The organism is Burkholderia sp. IO2, from assembly GCF_029522185.1.
GTDB classification, from domain to species: Bacteria; Pseudomonadota; Gammaproteobacteria; order Burkholderiales; family Burkholderiaceae; genus Burkholderia; species Burkholderia cenocepacia.
Map to the genome: position 1 here is coordinate 1 of NZ_JAKWFH010000009.1, position 16,036 is coordinate 16,036.

The window sequence follows — 16,036 nt, forward strand, 5'->3', positions numbered from 1 at the left end:
GCGTCGCGCCGGCCCGAAGCGCGGCGCCGACGGCCGGCTCGCGCAGCCCGCGGCCGCCGCGCCCGACGCCGACGGCGCCGCCGCGAGCGACGAGGCAGGCGCGGCCGGTGCGAAGCGCAAGAAGAAGCCGGCCGCCGACAAGCCGGTGAAGACCGCCGACAAGCTCGCGAAGCTCGGGCTCACGCGTTCGATCGATCTCGTGCTGCATCTGCCGATGCGCTACGAGGACGAGACCACGCTCACGCCGATCGGCGAGTTGTTGCCGGGCAGCATCGCGCAGACCGAAGGCGTCGTGTTCGACAACGAGGTCGCGTACCGGCCGCGCCGCCAGCTCGTCGTGAAGATCCGGGACGACGACGGCGAGCAGCTCGTGCTGCGCTTCCTGAATTTCTACGGGTCGCAGGTCAAGCAGATGGCCGTCGGCCAGCGGCTGCGCGTGCGCGGCGACGTGCGCGGCGGCTTTTTCGGGATGGAGATGGTGCATCCGGCCGTGCGCGTCGTCGAAGCGGATGCGCCGCTGCCGCAGGTGCTCACGCCCGTCTACCCGAGCACGGCCGGCGTGTCGCAGGCGTATCTGCGCAAGGCGATCGAGAACGCGGTCGAGCGCACGCCGCTGCCCGAGCTCTTGCCGCCAGAGATCCAGCGCGATTACCTGAAGCCGCTCGACGTGCCGACGCTCGAGCAGGCGGTGCGCATCCTGCACCACCCGCGTGTCGATTCGGACGAAGCCGCGCTGATGGACGGCTCGCATCCGGCGTGGACGCGCATCAAGTTCGAGGAACTGCTCGCGCAGCAGCTGTCGCTCAAGCGTGCGCACGAGGAGCGCCGCACGCGAGCCGCGCCCGCGATGCCGCGCCGCACCGCGCGCGATGCCGACGCGCTGACCACGCGCCTTTACGCGGCGCTGCCGTTCACGCTGACGGGCGCGCAGGCGCGCGTCGTCGACGAGATCGCGCACGACCTCACGCTCGCGCACCCGATGCAGCGGCTGCTGCAGGGCGACGTCGGCAGCGGCAAGACGGTCGTCGCGGCGCTGGCCGCCACGCAGGCGATCGACGCCGGCTACCAGGCCGCGCTGATGGCGCCCACCGAAATCCTCGCGGAACAGCACGCGCGCAAGCTGCGCGCATGGCTCGAGCCGCTCGGCGTCACGGTCGCGTGGCTCGCGGGCAGCCTGAAGGCGAAGGAGAAGCGCGCGGCGATCGAGGCGGCCGCGCTCGGCACCGCGCAGCTCGTGATCGGTACGCACGCGATCATCCAGGACACGGTCGAATTCGCGCGGCTCGGCCTCGTGATCGTCGATGAGCAGCACCGCTTCGGCGTCGAGCAGCGTCTCGCGCTGCGTGCGAAGGCCGCGAACGCGGCCAACGGCGCGCGCGACTTTCAGCCGCACCAGCTGATGATGTCGGCCACGCCGATTCCGCGCACGCTCGCGATGACGTACTACGCGGATCTCGAAGTGTCGACGATCGACGAGTTGCCGCCCGGCCGCACGCCGGTGCTGACGCGCGTCGTCGGCGACGCGCGGCGCGACGAGGTGATCGCCCGCGTGCGCGAGGCCGCGCTCACCGGGCGCCAGGTGTACTGGGTGTGCCCGCTGATCGAGGAGAGCGAGACGCTGCAGTTGCAGACGGCCGTCGAAACCTACGAGACGCTGGCCGCGGCGCTGCCCGAGCTGAAGGTCGGGCTCGTGCACGGCCGGCTGTCGCCGGCCGACAAGGCGGCCGTGATGGAGGCGTTCACGCGCAACGAAGTGCAGCTGCTGGTCGCGACGACGGTGATCGAGGTGGGCGTCGACGTGCCGAACGCGTCGCTGATGGTGATCGAGCACGCGGAACGTTTCGGCCTCGCGCAGTTGCACCAGCTGCGCGGCCGGGTCGGGCGCGGCACCGCGGCGTCGGTGTGCGTACTGCTGTACAGCGGGCCGCTGTCGCTCACCGGCCGCGAGCGGCTGAAGACGATGCGCGAGACGACCGACGGCTTCGAGATCGCGCGGCGCGACCTCGAAATCCGCGGCCCGGGCGAATTCCTCGGCGCGCGCCAGTCGGGCGCGGCGATGCTGCGTTTCGCGAACCTCGAGACCGACGGCTGGCTGATCGACCCGGCCCGCGAGGCCGCGGCGCGGCTGATTGCCGCGTACCCGGAGGTCGTCACGCAGCATCTCGCGCGCTGGCTCGGCGCGCGCGAACAGTACCTGAAGGCCTGATCGAGCGGCCCGGGGCCGGATCGAAAGCCGCCGATCGACGCCAATCGACGCCTTGCGATGCAGAGAAACTTGGCGAACCGGTGCCAACAGGTGTATAAATTAAACCTATCGCCTGTATATCTCTGATTGACCCACAATGACGCTGACTGAATTGAAATACATCGTCGCGGTTGCGCGCGAGCGGCATTTCGGCCGCGCGGCCGAAGCGTGCTTCGTGAGCCAGCCGACGCTCTCGGTGGCGATCAAGAAGCTCGAAGACGAGCTCAACGTGCAGATTTTCGAGCGCGGCGCGAGCGAAGTGAGCGTGACGCCGATCGGCGACCAGATCGTCACCCAGGCGCAGCGCGTGCTGGAGCAGACCTTCGCGATCAAGGAGATCGCGAAGCAGGGCAAGGACCCGCTCGTCGGCCCGTTCCGCCTCGGCGTGATCTACACGATCGGGCCGTACCTGCTGCCGACGCTCGTCAAGCAGATGATCCAGCGTGTCCCGCAGATGCCGCTGATGCTGCAGGAGAACTACACGCTGAAGCTGCTCGAACTGCTGAAGCAGGGCGAGATCGACGCCGCGATCATGGCGCTGCCGTTCCCCGAAACCGGTCTGATGGTGCGGCCGCTGTACGACGAGCCGTTCGTCGTCGCGCTGCCGGCGGGCCACCCGTGGGAGAAGCGCGACGAGATCGACGCCGAGGACCTGAAGCAGGAAACCATGCTGCTGCTCGGCAACGGCCACTGCTTCCGCGATCACGTGCTCGGCGTGTGTCCGGAACTGATGCGCTTCTCGCAGACGGCCGACGGCATCCAGAAGACCTTCGAGGGCTCGTCGCTCGAAACCATTCGCCACATGGTCGCGAGCGGCGTCGGCATCACGGTGCTGCCGCGGATGTCGGTCGCCGAGATCGGCCCGCGCGCGAACGGTCCCGATGCCGAACTGCTGTCGTACGTGCCGTTCAACGAACCGGTGCCCGATCGGCGTGTGGTGCTCGTATGGCGCAAGAGCTTCACGCGGATGCCCGCGATCGACGCGATCAGCGACGCCATCTCTGCCTGCGAGCTGCCCGGCGTCGCGAAGCTCGACATGCCGGCCACGATGAATTGACGCACCCGCGCATGCGGGTGTGGCGGCATGATGAACGGGGCCTTGCGACCCCGTTTATTTTTCCCTATCGCATAGATGAAATTTATCAAATTCAAATAATTGATAGATGTAGATAGAATCCTCTACATGGATCGGCGTCGTAGCCGACGTGCGGGATGCACGTTGAATGCAAACGTCAAAGGAGGATGTCATGATGCGGTCGGTATTGCAGCACGCGCAACGGAACATCCCGTCGCGCGACATGGTCGTACATCGCGCCAGGGCGGCGGTTCGCGGCCTGCGTCCGATTGCGTTCGCGTACCTGGCGGACCGTGTGTATGGCGGATGAGTGCCGCCGCGCACCGGTCCTGTTCCCCCGATTCACCCGCCGTCAAGCCATGAGGGAGCATTGCATGTCCGATACCCGAAAAACCACCCGCCGCGCCGGCATGACGACTGCCGGCCGCCGCGTCCCCGAGCGCCCCGCCTGCGGCGCGTTGCAGCGGGAACGCGTGCCGAAGGCCGCGCACGACATCCCGTAGTACGACAGGAGAAGCCGCCTGTTCCGTTTCTTACCCCCCGCAATGCTCCACGAACCGCGCCCGGCACGTGGGGGCCTACGAGCAAGTAAAGGAGAAAAAGCATGTCGAACGAAACCAAGTGCCCGTTCAACCACACCGCAGGCAGCGGCACGACGAACAAGGACTGGTGGCCGAATCAGCTGAACCTCAACGTCCTGCATCGGCATTCGGCGCTGTCCGATCCGATGGACCCGGATTTCGACTACGCCGAGGCGTTCAAGAAGCTGGATCTCGCCGCGGTGAAGCAGGACCTGCACGCGCTGATGACGACGTCGCAGGACTGGTGGCCGGCCGACTTCGGCCACTACGGCGGTCTGTTCGTGCGCATGGCGTGGCATAGCGCGGGCACGTACCGCACGGCCGACGGCCGTGGCGGCGCGGGCGGCGGGCAGCAGCGCTTCGCGCCGCTCAACAGCTGGCCGGACAACGTGAGCCTCGACAAGGCGCGTCGCCTGCTGTGGCCGATCAAGCAGAAGTACGGCCGCAACATCTCGTGGGCCGACCTGCTGATCCTGACCGGCAACGTCGCGCTCGAATCGATGGGCTTCAAGACGTTCGGCTATGCCGGCGGCCGCGTCGACACGTGGGAACCGGACGACGTCTACTGGGGCTCGGAAAAGATCTGGCTGGAACTGAGCGGCGGCCCGAACAGCCGCTACACGGGCAAGCGCGAGCTCGAAAGCCCGCTCGCCGCGGTGCAGATGGGCCTGATCTACGTGAACCCGGAAGGTCCGGACGGCAACCCCGACCCGGTCGCCGCCGCGCACGACATCCGCGAGACGTTCGCGCGGATGGCGATGAACGACGAGGAAACGGTCGCGCTGATCGCGGGCGGTCACACGTTCGGCAAGACGCACGGCGCCGGCCCGGCCTCGAACGTCGGCCCCGAGCCGGAAGCCGCGGGCCTCGAGGAGCAGGGGCTCGGCTGGAAGAGCACCTTCGGCACCGGCAAGGGCAAGGACACGATCACGAGCGGCCTCGAAGTCACGTGGACCTCGACGCCGACGAAGTGGAGCAACGACTTCTTCAAGCACCTGTTCAGCTACGAGTGGGAGCTCACGAAGAGCCCGGCCGGCGCGCACCAGTGGGTCGCGAAGGATGCGGACGAGGTGATTCCCGATGCGTACGACGCGTCGAAGAAGCATCGCCCGACGATGCTGACGACCGACCTGTCGCTGCGTTTCGACCCGGCCTACGAAAAGATCTCGCGCCGCTTCTACGAGAACCCGGCCGAATTCGCCGACGCATTCGCACGTGCGTGGTTCAAGCTGACGCACCGCGACATGGGTCCGCGCTCGCGCTACCTCGGCCCGGAAGTGCCGGCGGAACACCTGCTGTGGCAGGACCCGATTCCGGCCGTCGATCATCCGCTGATCGACGACGCCGACGTCGCCGCGCTGAAGGCGAAGGTGCTGGCCACGGGCCTGTCGGTGTCGCAGCTCGTGTCGACCGCCTGGGCGTCCGCGGCGACGTTCCGCGGGTCGGACAAGCGCGGTGGCGCGAACGGCGCGCGCATCCGCCTCGCGCCGCAGAAGGACTGGGAAGTGAACCAGCCGGCGGCGCTGGCGGCGGTGCTCGAAACGCTCGAAGGCGTGCAGAAGGCGTTCAACGATGCGCAGACGGGCGGCAAGAAGGTGTCGCTGGCCGACCTGATCGTGCTGGCCGGTGCGGCCGGCGTCGAGCAGGCGGCGAAGAACGCGGGCATCGCGATCACGGTGCCGTTCGCGCCGGGCCGGATGGATGCGTCGCAGGAAGAAACCGACGTCGACGCGATGGCCGTGCTCGAGCCGCTCGCCGACGGGTTCCGCAACTACCTGAAGCACCCGTACAAGACGCCGGCAGAGGCGCTGCTGGTCGACAAGGCGCAACTGCTGACGTTGACGGCGCCGGAGATGACCGTGCTGGTCGGCGGCTTGCGCGTGCTCGGCGCGAACGTCGGCGACTCGAAGCACGGCGTGTTCACCGATCGTCCGGGCACGCTGTCGAACGACTTCTTCGCGAACCTGCTCGACATGCGCACGGAATGGAAGCCGGTGTCGGCCGCGAACGACGTGTTCGAAGGGCGCGATCGCGCGACGGGCGCGGTCAAGTGGACGGGCACGCGCGTCGACCTGATCTTCGGCTCGCACTCGCAACTGCGCGCGCTGGCCGAGGTGTACGGCAGCGCGGATGCGCAGGAGAAGTTCGTGCGCGACTTCGTCGCCGCCTGGAACAAGGTGATGAACCTCGACCGCTTCGACCTCGCATGAACCTGGCCGTGATGCGGTGATGCAGTAAAGCAGTGATGCAGTAACCTGAAACGGCCGGTCGAACGACCGGCCGTTTCTTCTCTGAACGATGTCTTGTCGAAGGAGTGACCATGACGCAAATGATGCTCAACATGCGTGCCGCCGCGTCGCCCATTCTGCGCTCGCCGGTCGAACTGGCGCGCTACGCCGTCGGCTTCGCGATCGTCGTCGGCGGGGCGGTGGAGCTGGTCTCGCAGGCGCTGCACGCGCTCGCGCCGGTCGTGTCGGCCGCAGGCGGCTGACGACAACGATGGCAGCGAGGGCAGCGACGATTTCGCGACGCTAGACTGGCGAGTCGCGAACGGATGCCGCGCGACGCGGCATGCGGATTGCTCGACGCATTTTCGCCGGTTCAACATTTCGAATGAGGAGTCCCGAAGATGGCCAAGAAAGGCAACGCCACGCAGATCAACATCGGTATCAGCGACAAGGACCGCAAGAACATCGCGGACGGCCTGTCGCGCCTGCTCGCCGATACGTTTTCGCTGTACCTGAAGACCCACAATTTCCACTGGAACGTGACCGGACCGATGTTCAACACACTGCACCTGATGTTCGAGGAGCAGTACAACGAACTGTGGCTCGCGGTCGATTCCGTCGCGGAACGCATTCGCACGCTGGGCGTCGTCGCGCCCGGCACGTTCGGCGAGTTCGCGAAACTGTCGTCGGTGCCGGAAGCGAAGGGCGTGCCGGCCGCCGAGGAAATGATCCGTCAGCTCGTCGAAGGGCACGAGGCGGTCGTGCGCACCGCGCGTGAAATCTTCCCCATCGCCGATGCGGCGAGCGACGAGCCGACCGCGGACCTGCTGACCCAGCGCCTGCAGACGCATGAAAAGACCGCATGGATGCTGCGGTCGCTGCTCGCGTAAGCCGCACGCGGCCGGGGACGGCAGGCCGGCCTGCTTCGGAGCGGCTTTGCATCTGTCCCCGGATTGATGCGCGCCGCTGCGTGGCCGCGCGTAGCGGGTCGCGGTGGCCCGCCGGCCCGCTGCGGTCACCGGCCGCGCGGCGCGCCGACATGACGCGAAGCACCGCTCGGCTCTAAAATGCCGGGATTCTCTTCCCGGTGCTTCGCCATGCTTGCCCGCTTTCCCCTGTATCTGCGGCTCGTCCGGATGGACAAGCCGATCGGCAGCCTGCTGCTGCTGTGGCCGACGCTCAACGCGCTGTGGATCGCGTCGGACGGCCACCCGCGCTGGCCGCTGCTCGTGATCTTCACGCTCGGCACGCTGCTGATGCGCTCGGCCGGCTGCGCGATGAACGACTACGCCGACCGCGATTTCGACCGTCACGTGAAGCGCACGGCCGACCGGCCGCTGACGTCGGGCAAGATCCACGCATGGGAAGCCGTCGCGATCGCGGTCGGGCTGTCGTTCATCGCGTTTTTGCTGATCCTGCCGCTCAATACGCTGACGAAACAATTGTCGGTCGTCGCGCTGTTCGTCGCCGGCTCCTATCCGTTCATGAAGCGCTTCTTCGCGATTCCGCAGGCGTATCTCGGCATCGCGTTCGGCTTCGGCATCCCGATGGCGTTCGCGGCCGTGCAGGATACGGTGCCGATGCTGGCGTGGGTGATGCTGGTCGCGAACATCTTCTGGTCGGTCGCGTACGACACCGAATATGCGATGGTCGATCGCGACGACGACATCAAGATCGGCATCCGCACGTCCGCGCTGACGTTCGGTCGTTTCGACGTCGCGGCCGTGATGGCGTGCTATGCGATGACGCTCGGCATCTACGTGTGGATCGGCGTGACGCTCGGCTTCGGTCCCGCGTACTGGGTGGGCTGGGCGGCGGCGCTCGGCTGCGCGTTGTATCACTACACGCTGATCAAGGACCGCGAACGGATGCCGTGCTTCGCGGCGTTCCGCCACAACAACTGGCTGGGCGGCGTGCTGTTCGCGGGCATCGCCGCGCATTACCTGCTGGCGGGCAACTGAACGACACACCGCGCGCTTTTTCTCGCGGCGCCAACGAAAAAGCGACCTGACGGTCGCTTTTTTTACATCCGGCGCCGGCATGACCGGTGCCGCCGTCACGCTTACGCGCGGCCGAGCTCGTCGCCCATTTCCTTCGCGCGTGCTTCGGCCGCGAGCGCGCCGCGCACGATCGCGTCCTTCACGCCCTGCGCGTCGAACGCCGCGAGCGCGGCGGCCGTCGTGCCGCCCTTCGACGTCACGCGTTCGCGCAGCACGCTGGCCGGCTCGCCCGACTGCGCGGCCAGTTGCGCGGCGCCGGTGAACGTCGCGACCGCGAGCGCGCGGCCCTGCTCGTCGTTCATGCCGAGGCGGCGCGCGGCTTCCTGCAGCGCTTCGATGAAATAGAACACGTACGCGGGGCCGCTGCCCGAAATCGCGGTGACCGCATCGAGCTGCGCTTCGTCGTCGAACCACACGATCTCGCCGACCGCGCCGAGCACGTTCGACGCGAGTTCGCGGCCGGCGGCGTCGACGCCCGGCAGCGCGGCCAGGCCCGTCACGCCCATGCCGACCAGCGCGGGCGTGTTCGGCATCGTGCGCACGACGCGCGCGTAGCCGCCGAGCCAGCGGGCGAGATCCGTGCCGCGGATGCCGGCCGCGATGCTGATCACGAGCTGCGACTTCAGGTGCGGCGCCAGCGCCTGCGCGACGTCGTGCAGCACCTGCGGCTTCACCGCGAGCACGATCGCGTTGTAATCGGCGAGCGTCGCGTCGATCGCCGCGCCGGTGTGCACGCCGAATTGCTGTGCCGCGCGCGCGCGGACTTCTTCGTTGACGTCGATGGCATACAGGCCGTCCGCGGCGACGCCGCGCTTGATCAGGCCGCCGATCAGGGCCGCGGCCATGTTGCCGCCGCCGATGAATGCGATTTTCATGATGTCGGGAATGAGCGAGTGAGTGAACGGAAAGGCGGAAAAGGGCGCGGCGTTCAGTGCGAGTAATCGCGTGCGCCGAAGATCGCGGTGCCGACGCGCACGATCGTCGCGCCTTCGAGCACGGCGGCATCGAGATCGGCGGACATGCCCATCGACAGCGTGTCGAGCGGCAAGCCGCCGGCGCGCAACGTGTCGAACAACGCGCGCAGCGCGCGATGCGGCGCGCGTTGCGCGTCGGGGTCGTCGGCCGGTTCGGGAATCGCCATCAGGCCGCGCAGCCGCAGCGACGGCAGCGCGGCGACCGCCCGCGCGACTTCGGCCACGTCGGCCGGCGCGACGCCGCTCTTCGACGCCTCGCCGCTGATGTTCACCTGCACGCACACGTTGAGCGGCGGCAGGTGCGCGGGGCGCTGTTCCGACAGGCGCTGCGCGATCTTCAGCCGGTCGACCGAATGGACCCAGTCGAAGCGCTCGGCCACGGGGCGCGTCTTGTTCGATTGCAGCGGGCCGATGAAATGCCATTCGAGGCTCGCGCGCAGGTCGGCGAGCGCGTCGATCTTGTCGATCGATTCCTGCACGTAGTTTTCGCCGAAGGCGCGTTGGCCGGCCGCATGCGCGGCGCGCACGTCGTGGGCCGGGAACGTCTTCGACACGGCGAGCAGCGCGACGGTGGCGGGATCGCGGCCGGCCGCGCGGGCGGCGTCGGCGATGCGGCGGTGAACGGAGTCGAGACGGGCGGCGAGATCGGACATGACGGGCACGGAAGCAGGCACGGGAGCGGCACGGAAGCGGGCATGAAGCCGATGCGTCGCGATCCGCAGCGCATCGATCCGCTCATTATACGGACGCCGCGCGCGCCCGTTACGAGCGCGAACAGCCCCTAGCCGTACAGCAGATGCTCGACGAGCTGGACCCAGTGGGCGACCGGCACCTGCGTGCCGCTTTGCAGGTGCGCGATGCAGCCGACGTTGCCGGACACGATCATCTGCGGCTCGAGCGCCTGGAGCTTCAGCAGCTTCTGCTTGCGCAACCGGTACGACAGCGACGGCTGCGTCAGCGAGTAGGTGCCGGCCGAGCCGCAGCACAGATGGCTGTCGGCCGGCAGCCGCACGTCGATGCCGAGCGTCTCCAGCAGGCGCTCGACCTTGCCGCGCGATTGTTGACCGTGCTGCAGCGTGCACGGCGGGTGGTAGGCGACCGTATGGATCGCGCGGCGCCGCGCGATCGTCGCGAGTTCGGCCTCGAACGCGAGCAGCACGTCGGAGATGTCGCGCGTCAGCGACACGATGCGCTGCGCCTTCTCCGCGTAGGCCGGATCGTCGCGCAGCAGGTGCGCGTACTCGAGCACCGTCGCGCCGCAGCCCGACGCGTTCATCACGATCGCCTCGGCGCCCTGTTCGACGTGGGGCCACCACGCGTCGATGTTGCGACGTGCGTCGTCGAGCGCTTCGTCGTGATAGTTCAGATGCAGGCGGATCGCGCCGCAGCAGCCCGCGTCGGGCGCGACGACCGTCTCGATGCCGAGCGCGTCCAGCACGCGCGCGGTCGCGATGTTGATGTTCGGCAGCATCGACGGCTGCACGCAGCCGCCGAGCATCAGCATCTTGCGCGGATGCGTGCGGTGCGGCCATTCGAGCAGCCGCGTGCGCGGCGGCACCTTGTCGCGCAGCCGCTTCGGCAGCAGCGGCCGCACGTGCTGGCCGAGCCGCATCATCGGCGAGAACAGCGCGGCGTTCGGCACGACGCTCGCGAGCATGCGGCGCATCAGCCGCTGCTGCGCGGGGCGCTCCACCTGAGCTTCGACGTGCTTGCGGCCGATCTCGACGAGCCGGCCGTACTGGACGCCGGACGGGCAGGTCGTCTCGCAACTGCGGCAGGTGAGGCAGCGGTCGAGATGCTGTTGCGTGCTGCGCGTGACGGGTGCGCCTTCGACCATCTGCTTGATCAGGTAGATGCGGCCGCGCGGGCCGTCGAGTTCGTCGCCGAGCAGTTGATAGGTCGGGCAGGTCGCGGTGCAGAACCCGCAGTGCACGCACTTGCGCAGGATCGCGTCGGCCTCGTCGCCGTCGGGCGTATTGCGGATGAAATCGGCGAGATTCGTTTGCATCCAGCCCTCAGAGCTCAGGGTAAAGCCGGCCGCGATTGAAGATGCGCGCGGGATCGAACGCGCTTTTCAGCCCGCGGTGGATCTTCATCATCGGCGCCGGCAGCGGCGTGAACACGCCCGCGCTGCGGTCGTAGGTGTCGCCCGCGCGGAACAGCGTCGCATGGCCGCCGGCCTGCTTCGCGCTCATGCGCACGGTTTGCGCGTCGGCGTCGGTGATCCACCAGCGCTGCGCGCCGCCCCATTCCATCAACTGGGTGCCCGGCAGGTGCATCGGTTCGGTGATCGACGGCAGCGACAGGCGCCACAGCGCGTAGCCGGGCGGGATGCCGTTGAAGAACGGGTCGGTGTGCTCGCGCAGGCCGGACCAGAAACGCTCGGCCTCGACCGCGTCGACGACTTCGCCGCCGAGCAGCGTTTTCGCGGATTTGACGGCGGCTTCCGCGCCCGACAGGCGCAGCACGAGCGTGCCGTTGCGCCACGCGCTCGCGCTGACCGGCAGCGGATGGCCGCCCCATTCGTTGAGCTTGCGCACCGCGTCGGTCGCGGTCATCTCGAACTTCAGCGTGACTTCGGCGACGGGCATCGGCAGCACCTTGATCGACAGGTCGAGCATCAGCCCGAGCGTACCGAGCGCGCCGGCCATCAGCCGCGACACGTCGTAGCCGGCGACGTTCTTCACCACCTGCCCGCCGAAGCGCAGCATCTCGCCGCGGCCGTTCATCAGCGTGGTGCCGAGCACGAAATCGCGCGGAGCGCCGCAGGTGGCGCGGCGCGGGCCCGCGAGACCGGCCGCGACGCAGCCGCCGACGGTGGCCGCGCGCCCGAAATGCGGCGGTTCGAACGGCAGCATCTGGCCGCACGCGGCGAGGACGTTTTCAAGCTGCGCGAGCGGCGTGCCCGCGCGGACCGTGACGACGAGTTCGGCCGGGTCGTACGACACGACGCCCTGAAACGCGCGCGTGTCGAGTATTTCGCCCTCGAGCGCCTGGCCGTACCAGTCCTTGGTGCCGCCGCCGCGAATCCGCAGCGGCCGGCCGTCGGCACTGGCGGCGCGGATGCGCTCGGCCCATCCGGCGACGATGTCGTCCTCTTCCATGTTCCGTTGCTTTCTCGTCTCGTTGTCCGGTCGATTGTACCGGGGTGGCGCGATTCCACATCGCGACTATCCCTAAGCCCCGTATCGCGTGCGGCAGGCTCGCGCCGGCGCGCGAACGCGCCGCGCGGGCGCGGCAGACCCGCGGACCGCGGCCACCGGTGCGGGCCACGGCCCGCACGCCGCTCAGAAGCGCGGCAGGTCGGGGTGCGGCAACAGCCCGCCGCGCACGTGCTGGCGACCGTATTCCGCGCAGCGCGCACGGGTCGGGATGCCCTTGTCCGGGTTCAGCAGCCCGGCCGGATCGAACGCGCGCTTGACCGCGAAGAACGCGTCGCGCTCCTGCGGCGAGAACTGCACGCACATCGAATTGAGTTTTTCGATGCCGACACCGTGCTCGCCCGTCACGCTGCCGCCGAATTCCACGCAGCATTCGAGGATTTCCGCGCCGAACTGCTCGGCGCGGTGCAGCTCGTCCGGATCGTTCGCGTTGTACAGGATCAGCGGATGCATGTTGCCGTCGCCCGCATGGAACACGTTGATGCAGCGCAGCCCGTAGCGCGTTTCGAGCTGCTCGATGCGCGCGAGCAGCGGGCCGATCGCGCGGCGCGGCACGGTGCCGTCCATGCAGTAGTAATCGGCGGAAATGCGCCCGGCGGCCGGGAACGCGTTCTTGCGGCCGGACCAGAAGCGCAGCCGTTCATGTTCGTTGCGCGACACCTGGATGCGCGTCGCGCCGTGTTCGCGCAGCACGGCCGTCATCCGCACGATTTCCTCGGCGACTTCTTCCGGCGTGCCGTCCGATTCGCACAGCAGGATCGCCTTCGCGTCGAGGTCGTAGCCCGCGTGCGTGAACGCCTCGACGGCCTGCGTGGCCGGCTTGTCCATCATCTCGAGCCCGGCCGGGATGATGCCCGACGCGATGATCGCTGCCACCGCCTCGCCGCCCTTGACGACGTCGTCGAAGCTCGCCATCACGAGCTGCGCGGTCTGCGGCTTCGGGATCAGCCGCACCGTGACCTCGGTGACGATCGCGAACATCCCTTCGCTGCCGATCATCACCGCGAGCAGGTCGAGGCCCGGCATGTCGAGCGCGAGCGAGCCGAATTCGACGACCTCGCCGTCGATCGTCACCGCGCGCACGCGCATCACGTTGTGCACGGTCAGCCCGTATTTCAGGCAGTGGACGCCGCCGGAGTTTTCCGCGACGTTGCCGCCGATCGTGCACGCGATCTGCGACGACGGGTCGGGCGCGTAATACAGGCCGTACGGCGCGGCCGCTTCCGAGATCGCGAGGTTGCGCACGCCGGGCTGCACGGTCGCCGTGCGCGCGTACGGGTCGACTTCGACGATGCGCGTGAAGCGCGCGAGCGACAGCACGACGCCGAGCGCGATCGGCAGCGCGCCGCCCGACAGGCTCGTGCCGGCGCCGCGCGGCACGATCGGCACTTCCATGCGGCGGCAGATCTGCACGATCCGCTGCACTTGCGATTCCGTCTCGGGCAGCGCGACCGCGAGCGGCAGCCGGCGGTACGCGGACAGGCCGTCGCATTCGTACGGCGCCGTGTCCTCGTCGCGGTACAGCAGGCAGTGCGTCGGCAGCACGGCCATCAGCGCCTGCACGACTTCGCGCTGGCGCTGCGCGCGTGCGGCGCTCGACAGTTCGACGGGAGCGTTCATGAAGTCTCCTGCGTGAGGCGCGAGCTCGCGCCGCCGGTCAGCACGTGAAAATCTTGCCTGGATTCATCAGGTTGCGTGGATCGAGCGCGAGCTTGATCGCGCGCATCGTGTCGATCGCGTTGTCGCCGTGCTCCTTCGGCAGGAAGCGCATCTTGTGCAGCCCGACGCCGTGCTCGCCCGTGCAGGTGCCGCCCAGGCGCAGCGCGCGCTCGACGATCCGGTCGTTGATGTGTTCGGCTTCGGCGAGTTCCTCGGGCTTGTCGGGATCGATCAGGATCGCGACGTGGAAATTGCCGTCGCCGACGTGGCCGACGATCGGGCAGGGCAGCGACGACGCGCGCAGGTCGACCTCGGTTTCCTCGACGCACGCGGCGAGCTGCGAGATCGGCACGCACACGTCGGTCGTCACCGCGCGGCAGCCGGGCTTCAACTGCAGCATCGCGAAGTACGCGTTGTGGCGTGCGGACCAGAGCCGCGTGCGATCCTCGGGACGGGTCGCCCATTCGAAGCCCTGGCCGGCGTTCTGGCCGGCGAGCGCCTGCACGAGTTCGGCCTGTTCCTTCACGCCGGCATCGGTGCCGTGGAACTCGAAGAACAGCGTCGGCGCCTCGGTCAGCGTCAGGTTCGAGTGACGGTTGATCGAGCGCACCGCGAGCGCATCGACGAATTCGACGCGCGCGATCGGCACGCCGATCTGGATCGTCTCGATCACCGTGCGCACCGCGTCGCCCATCGTCGGGAACGTACAGATCGCGGCCGACACGGCCTCGGGCAGCGGGTGCAGGCGCAGCGTGATCTCGGTGATCACGCCGAGCGTGCCTTCGGACCCGACGAACAGGCGCGTGAGGTCGTAGCCGGCCGACGACTTGCGCGCGCGCGAGCCGGTTTTCACCACGCGGCCGTCCGCGAGCACCGCGGTCAGGCCGAGCACGTTCTCGCGCATCGTGCCGTAGCGTACGGCGTTGGTGCCCGATGCGCGGGTCGCGGTCATCCCGCCGATGCTGGCGTCGGCGCCCGGATCGATCGGGAAGAACAGGCCGGTGTCGCGCAGCGCTTCGTTGAGCGCCTTGCGCGTGATGCCCGGCTCGACCGTCACGGTCAGGTCTTCGGCGTTGATCGACAGCACGCGGTTCATTTCGGACAGGTCGAGCGACACGCCGCCGCGCACCGCGAGCAGGTGGCCTTCGAGCGACGAGCCGGCGCCGTACGGAATCAGCGGCACGCTGTAGAGCGAGCACAGCGACACGACCTCGCGCACGTCGTCGGTGCTGTGCGCGAACACGACGGCGTCGGGCAGTTGCGGATCGAACGGGGATTCGTCGCGGCCGTGATGGGCGCGGACCGCGTCGGCGGTCGACACGCGCTCGCCGAAGGCGGCGCGCAGTGCATCGAGCATGGCGGGGGGCAGCGGGCGGCGCGTGGCGGCCGGCGGGGCAGGGTGATTCACGAATGTCTCCTGACTGCTTGTCGAACTGTCGGCCCATTCTACGCTGTAACGTCCGCTGCGCCTGCCGCCGCGGGCTGCGATAATCGCGTTCCAGCCAACCGGGCCGCGTGGCGGCCGCGCACGAGAGGACATTCGCATGGGCAACCGCTTGAGCAAGATCGCGACGCGCACGGGCGACGACGGCACCACCGGCCTCGGCGACGGGCGGCGCATCGGCAAGGACGACGCGCGGATCGCCGCGATCGGCGACGTCGACGAACTGAACTCGAATCTCGGCGTGCTGCTGGCCGAGACGCTGCCGGACGACGTCCGCGCGGCGCTCGTCACGATCCAGCACGACCTGTTCGATCTCGGCGGCGAGCTGTGCATTCCCGGCCACGCGGTGCTCGACGACACGCATCTCGCCCGGCTCGACCGGTGGCTTGCCGACTACAACGCGACGCTGCCGCCGCTGAAGGAATTCATCCTGCCGGCCGGCTCGCGCGCGGCGTCGCTCGCGCACGTCTGCCGCACCGTGTGCCGCCGTGCGGAGCGCTCGATCGTCGCGCTCGGGCGTAGCGACACGCTCAATGACGCACCGCGGCGGTACGTGAACCGGCTGTCCGACCTGCTGTTCGTGCTGGCGCGCGTGCTGAACCGCGCCGGCGGCGGCGCCGACGTGCTGTGGGAACGCGGGCGCGTCCGCTAGCCCGCCGTCGCGTTTTT

The 16,036-nt window shown here is 68.7% G+C and carries 14 protein-coding genes; 8 read left to right on the forward strand and 6 right to left on the reverse strand.

All coding sequences use genetic code 11. The features are described 5' to 3' along the window. The 7 genes from recG to ubiA form a co-directional block, all read left to right on the forward strand. On the forward strand, nucleotides 1–2,206 hold a 2,206-nt coding region (recG, locus tag MMB92_RS07555), incomplete at its 5' end, for an ATP-dependent DNA helicase RecG (protein ID WP_277562623.1). Between the two features lie 136 nt (nucleotides 2,207–2,342). Beyond that, nucleotides 2,343–3,302: a LysR substrate-binding domain-containing protein gene (locus MMB92_RS07560; protein WP_006483664.1), complete on the forward strand. Its 960-nt coding sequence runs from the start codon at nucleotides 2,343–2,345 to the stop codon at nucleotides 3,300–3,302. 392 nt (nucleotides 3,303–3,694) lie between these two features. Further along, entirely contained in the window at nucleotides 3,695–3,823 is a 129-nt protein-coding gene (locus tag MMB92_RS07565; protein WP_006483667.1) for a hypothetical protein, read from the forward strand. A 101-nt stretch (nucleotides 3,824–3,924) separates the two neighbouring features. Continuing rightward, nucleotides 3,925–6,111, forward strand: a complete 2,187-nt coding sequence (gene katG, locus MMB92_RS07570) for a catalase/peroxidase HPI (RefSeq protein WP_060263311.1) — start codon at nucleotides 3,925–3,927, stop codon at nucleotides 6,109–6,111. Nucleotides 6,112–6,221: 110 nt separating this feature from the next. After that, a complete protein-coding gene (locus MMB92_RS07575; protein WP_006483662.1) occupies nucleotides 6,222–6,392 on the forward strand; it encodes a hypothetical protein in 171 nt (56 codons plus the stop codon). A gap of 138 nt (nucleotides 6,393–6,530) precedes the next feature. Beyond that, nucleotides 6,531–7,019, forward strand: coding sequence for a non-specific DNA-binding protein DpsA (gene dpsA / locus MMB92_RS07580; RefSeq protein ID WP_006483665.1), 489 nt, complete (start codon nucleotides 6,531–6,533; stop codon nucleotides 7,017–7,019). 207 nt (nucleotides 7,020–7,226) lie between these two features. Beyond that, nucleotides 7,227–8,090 (forward strand): 4-hydroxybenzoate octaprenyltransferase, encoded by an 864-nt coding sequence (ubiA, locus tag MMB92_RS07585; protein ID WP_034201004.1) that lies wholly within the window; start codon nucleotides 7,227–7,229, stop codon nucleotides 8,088–8,090. A 101-nt stretch (nucleotides 8,091–8,191) separates the two neighbouring features. On the opposite strand, the gene proC is transcribed toward ubiA, so the two are convergent. The 6 genes from proC to MMB92_RS07615 all read right to left on the reverse strand — a co-directional run bounded on the left by proC (nucleotide 8,192) and on the right by MMB92_RS07615 (nucleotide 15,331). Then, nucleotides 8,192–9,004: a pyrroline-5-carboxylate reductase gene (gene proC, locus MMB92_RS07590; RefSeq protein WP_212268239.1), complete on the reverse strand. Its 813-nt coding sequence runs from the start codon at nucleotides 9,002–9,004 to the stop codon at nucleotides 8,192–8,194. Between the two features lie 53 nt (nucleotides 9,005–9,057). After that, a complete protein-coding gene (locus MMB92_RS07595; protein WP_059721650.1) occupies nucleotides 9,058–9,756 on the reverse strand; it encodes a YggS family pyridoxal phosphate-dependent enzyme in 699 nt (232 codons plus the stop codon). 128 nt (nucleotides 9,757–9,884) lie between these two features. Then, on the reverse strand, nucleotides 9,885–11,111 hold the full coding sequence (glcF, locus tag MMB92_RS07600) for a glycolate oxidase subunit GlcF (protein ID WP_059721649.1): 1,227 nt from the start codon (nucleotides 11,109–11,111) through the stop codon (nucleotides 9,885–9,887). Between the two features lie 7 nt (nucleotides 11,112–11,118). Then, nucleotides 11,119–12,207: a glycolate oxidase subunit GlcE gene (gene glcE / locus MMB92_RS07605; RefSeq protein WP_277562624.1), complete on the reverse strand. Its 1,089-nt coding sequence runs from the start codon at nucleotides 12,205–12,207 to the stop codon at nucleotides 11,119–11,121. A gap of 183 nt (nucleotides 12,208–12,390) precedes the next feature. Continuing rightward, nucleotides 12,391–13,884 carry an FAD-linked oxidase C-terminal domain-containing protein gene (locus tag MMB92_RS07610; protein ID WP_006497501.1) on the reverse strand — a complete coding sequence of 498 codons (1,494 nt, stop codon included), beginning with the start codon at nucleotides 13,882–13,884 and terminating at the stop codon, nucleotides 12,391–12,393. 37 nt (nucleotides 13,885–13,921) lie between these two features. After that, complete coding sequence (locus tag MMB92_RS07615; RefSeq protein WP_034201002.1) at nucleotides 13,922–15,331, reverse strand: FAD-linked oxidase C-terminal domain-containing protein; 1,410 nt, start codon at nucleotides 15,329–15,331, stop codon at nucleotides 13,922–13,924. 136 nt (nucleotides 15,332–15,467) lie between these two features. Between MMB92_RS07615 and MMB92_RS07620 the strand changes: the two genes are divergently transcribed. Continuing rightward, nucleotides 15,468–16,019 carry a cob(I)yrinic acid a,c-diamide adenosyltransferase gene (locus MMB92_RS07620; protein ID WP_006489302.1) on the forward strand — a complete coding sequence of 184 codons (552 nt, stop codon included), beginning with the start codon at nucleotides 15,468–15,470 and terminating at the stop codon, nucleotides 16,017–16,019. Nucleotides 16,020–16,036 lie beyond the last annotated feature (17 nt).

What these genes read in the sequence shown, in the direction of transcription:
- MMB92_RS07575 (WP_006483662.1), top strand. Translation starts at nt 6,222, where the DNA reads ATGACGCAAATGATGCTCAACATGCGTGCCGCCGCGTCGCCCATTCTG.
- dpsA (WP_006483665.1), top strand. Translation starts at nt 6,531, where the DNA reads ATGGCCAAGAAAGGCAACGCCACGCAGATCAACATCGGTATCAGCGAC.
- MMB92_RS07620 (WP_006489302.1), top strand. Translation starts at nt 15,468, where the DNA reads ATGGGCAACCGCTTGAGCAAGATCGCGACGCGCACGGGCGACGACGGC.
- katG (WP_060263311.1), top strand. Translation starts at nt 3,925, where the DNA reads ATGTCGAACGAAACCAAGTGCCCGTTCAACCACACCGCAGGCAGCGGC.
- MMB92_RS07595 (WP_059721650.1), bottom strand. Translation starts at nt 9,756, where the DNA reads ATGTCCGATCTCGCCGCCCGTCTCGACTCCGTTCACCGCCGCATCGCC.
- glcF (WP_059721649.1), bottom strand. Translation starts at nt 11,111, where the DNA reads ATGCAAACGAATCTCGCCGATTTCATCCGCAATACGCCCGACGGCGAC.
- glcE (WP_277562624.1), bottom strand. Translation starts at nt 12,207, where the DNA reads ATGGAAGAGGACGACATCGTCGCCGGATGGGCCGAGCGCATCCGCGCC.
- MMB92_RS07565 (WP_006483667.1), top strand. Translation starts at nt 3,695, where the DNA reads ATGTCCGATACCCGAAAAACCACCCGCCGCGCCGGCATGACGACTGCC.
- ubiA (WP_034201004.1), top strand. Translation starts at nt 7,227, where the DNA reads ATGCTTGCCCGCTTTCCCCTGTATCTGCGGCTCGTCCGGATGGACAAG.
- MMB92_RS07560 (WP_006483664.1), top strand. Translation starts at nt 2,343, where the DNA reads ATGACGCTGACTGAATTGAAATACATCGTCGCGGTTGCGCGCGAGCGG.
- MMB92_RS07610 (WP_006497501.1), bottom strand. Translation starts at nt 13,884, where the DNA reads ATGAACGCTCCCGTCGAACTGTCGAGCGCCGCACGCGCGCAGCGCCAG.
- proC (WP_212268239.1), bottom strand. Translation starts at nt 9,004, where the DNA reads ATGAAAATCGCATTCATCGGCGGCGGCAACATGGCCGCGGCCCTGATC.